This is a genomic window from Ensifer sp. SSB1 (assembly GCF_016652895.1).
In the GTDB taxonomy this organism is placed as follows: Bacteria; Pseudomonadota; Alphaproteobacteria; order Rhizobiales; family Rhizobiaceae; genus Ensifer.
The window spans coordinates 1-2,818 of record NZ_JAEPRP010000340.1 but is presented as its reverse complement, the minus strand read 5'-3'; the positions used below and the strand labels follow the sequence as shown (position 1 = coordinate 2,818).

3 protein-coding genes are annotated in these 2,818 nt (G+C 56.2%); 2 read left to right on the top strand and 1 reads right to left on the bottom strand.

All coding sequences use genetic code 11. The features are described from left to right. Nucleotides 1-272 (bottom strand): TAXI family TRAP transporter solute-binding subunit (locus tag I8N66_RS37055; RefSeq protein WP_291165507.1); only part of this gene is annotated, 272 nt, incomplete at its 3' end. 1,478 nt (nt 273-1,750) lie between these two features. Here I8N66_RS37055 and I8N66_RS37050 point away from each other — a divergent pair. Both I8N66_RS37050 and I8N66_RS37045 read left to right on the top strand, forming a co-directional pair. After that, nucleotides 1,751-2,008 carry a hypothetical protein gene (locus I8N66_RS37050; RefSeq protein WP_291165505.1) on the top strand — a complete coding sequence of 86 codons (258 nt, stop codon included), beginning with the start codon at nt 1,751-1,753 and terminating at the stop codon, nt 2,006-2,008. A gap of 192 nt (nt 2,009-2,200) precedes the next feature. Beyond that, complete coding sequence (locus tag I8N66_RS37045) at nt 2,201-2,647, top strand: hypothetical protein (RefSeq protein WP_291165503.1); 447 nt, start codon at nt 2,201-2,203, stop codon at nt 2,645-2,647. Nucleotides 2,648-2,818: the final 171 nt, after the last annotated feature.

Here is a 2,818-nt window from a genome sequence, read left to right as displayed (position 1 = left end):
TAGTTTCTAGCCGAAGAGACTACCGCATCACCAACTCGGTTAAGGCGACGCCACCGAAGATTGAGATTCTCTACCGAGGCCTTGGTCGCCTGAACCTGGGTTCGAACCCCGTCGATCTTCTCGCCATAGATTTTCGAGAGCGCAACCCCAAGCGGATAGTAGACGCCCGAAGTGCCGCCGGTCAAAACGTTGACGAACTCGTCAGCCCTTGCGGACGACACAGGCAGTGAGATGGTAATGGTAGTGATGGCCGCAATGACGGCGCGCTTGATCAGATCTTTCATTGAGGTTTCCTCCCTTTGTCTTCGGCGACGCTCTCCGTTTGCGTCCCTATTCGAGCTTAGCAAGATCCGGGCCAAGCACATGACCTTCGGTTCCCCGGAAACTCCTCGCTCCCGCCCACAAATTTGGGCGAGTTTCCGCCGTTCCCGACCTTCTTCCGGCGAATTCTTGCCTGAATAGCGACTCGTGCCCTCGTTCATCTGTGGTCCAGTGACGGTTGAGCTTATCGCAACTGCTCCGGGCGGCGCGTTGAAAGTGCGCTCGGCGGCGCAGGGCTTCCGCAGCCAGTCGGCACGAGCAATCTCACTCCTTGCCACCCGGAGATCCGTCTTCATGTTCAGCACCGACAATGTCCATTATGCCGAACCGTCCAGCATCCAGGTATTCCAACCGTTTCAAGAGCGGTTGTCCCCGAAAAAGTAACGTCATTTATCGGAAAAAGAAGTAGAGTGGGCTTCGGTCAACGGGAGAGAGAGAACCAATGGAAGATGGTGAGCAGTTTCCGATCGCGCGGCGCATTGGGACGATAATAGGCTTTGCCTTCACCGTTCTTGCTTGGGGCCTTTCGTTGGGGCCCTTGGGCTATCATTATCTTTGAGGCCGGCACTCAGAGCGCGTGTTCCGCCCATGTCAGATTTGTGCATCTGTGCGGGTGATGCATGCATGCTGAATGGCTTCAGTTCGTCCGACATTCCGTTCGCCCTATCGTCTCGTTCTCGCCTGATGTTTGCGGGCTCTCATGCGTTGGTGTCGGTCGATGATGGAGGACAAAGATGCTCGAACTTCTCACCCGGATATGCGCGACTGCCGGCGTTTCTCCAGAACTGGCGATCAGGCCGCCCGCGACTATCACCCGCCATATCGTGAACTTTGCGCCGTTCGGAGCAATCCTTGTGTTCGCGATTGCCCTCCCCGTGCTTATCGCCAGGCTGCTAGGGCAGCATGACCCCGGAGAAGGAAAGACGTCTGGCTCGAGTGGGGTTGCCTCAACGGAGCGCCAGAAAGAGCCTCCGTCGCATGGCGACTTGCACAAGAACGAACGCGAACAGCGGTCTCAACAGCCTCCACGCTGATGTTCAAGCAATGAAGCCCGGCAACGTTCGCCGCTGCGCGCGGGACCGTCACCTGTGAGCTACATACCAGACAATGCTGCCCAGGATCTGCCCGAGCCCAAGGGCACAGATGGTCGCAATCCCGATTAATTGCCATTTGGAGAGTTTGGGACCTAAACGCCGCTTTTTCATGGGTCCGCAGAATTCTACCACTTGTTTCCTGGTCGCCATCATCTCAGTTGTAACGTTCCAACCCACTGCACCAATGCCGAGCGCCATGTCAAGCAGGGATCGCCGGGTGACGATCTGCTTCCCTCCAAAAACCTCACCCGGTCAAAGCCGAGGTGCCATACAATTGCGTAAACTCGATCGGAACAAGACCCGCTACAGAGAGTTGATCAGTAAAGGAGCGGCCAATGATTCTGATCCCACCTTCATCACGATGTCGTGGGGCTCACGGTGTGGACGCCACGCACCTGATCTCGTCCATCAAAAATGCCCTTGCGGATGATGCGTCAAAGGAAGTCCAAAGCCTGTCTTTCCGGGCGGTTGGCGATCTCGTCGTTATCGAAGGAACGGTCGGGTCCCGTAAGGACGTTGAGCGAGTTCGCCGGATCGCGGAAAGTGTGGTCGATGCGGACGATCTTGTCCTGCGGGTCAGCCGGCTTCGGTGATAAGAATTTTTAAGATTGGCTCAATTTCCTTCCTGGGTGACTGCTGGCGCTGGCGGAAAGTCGCGTGTCGTCGCTCAGGTCTTCGTATCGAAACAAAGATCATCTTATGATATACTTTAAACGCTCGAGCAGTGTTCAGTCTGAGTGGAAAATGAGCGCTGGCGAAGGACAAGGTATCTCAAGGAGGCGGCCATGAAACACCAATCTCGTGAACGACTTATGGGGATTGCCGACGTGCGCGAAGACATGCGGGAGCATGCTTTGACACGCGAGGAGCGGCTTCAGCGGTGGGCAGAACTTCTAGACCAGACGCCTGACCAGCGGCTGAATACTCTTTTCGAGACCGAGTTCCAGCCGATTTCAACACGCGATTCGATGCGGCGCGAAGGCTCACCGCTTGAGGTGGCTTTCGACGATGTCCTGCTTCGAAAGCAAGGTCTGAAAGACGACAGTTACGGTGAAGCAAAGCGTTTCTTCGAATTGAGCGACCTTGAAATGCATCAGCTGGTGTGCAGCTGTTACACCGGTGAAACCGTTCGGTCGGGAACCGTCGCGGAATGTGTGCGCGCCGTGGCTGAACCGCCCCCAAGCCCTTGGTCGATGTTGTTGAACGCCTTTTTCATCTTTCGTCGGTCGTGATCCGGTGCGGGTTGCGCCAGTGCCGCGGTGGGGTGAAGGTGAGATGCACGTCACCGAGACTTTGAAGGGACAATCTTGCGCATAGGTATTCACGTTTATGGCGCGCGCGACGACGTCGAACCCTACATCGCACTGGCCAGGAGGTTGCAGCTCAATGGTTATTCAGTCCAG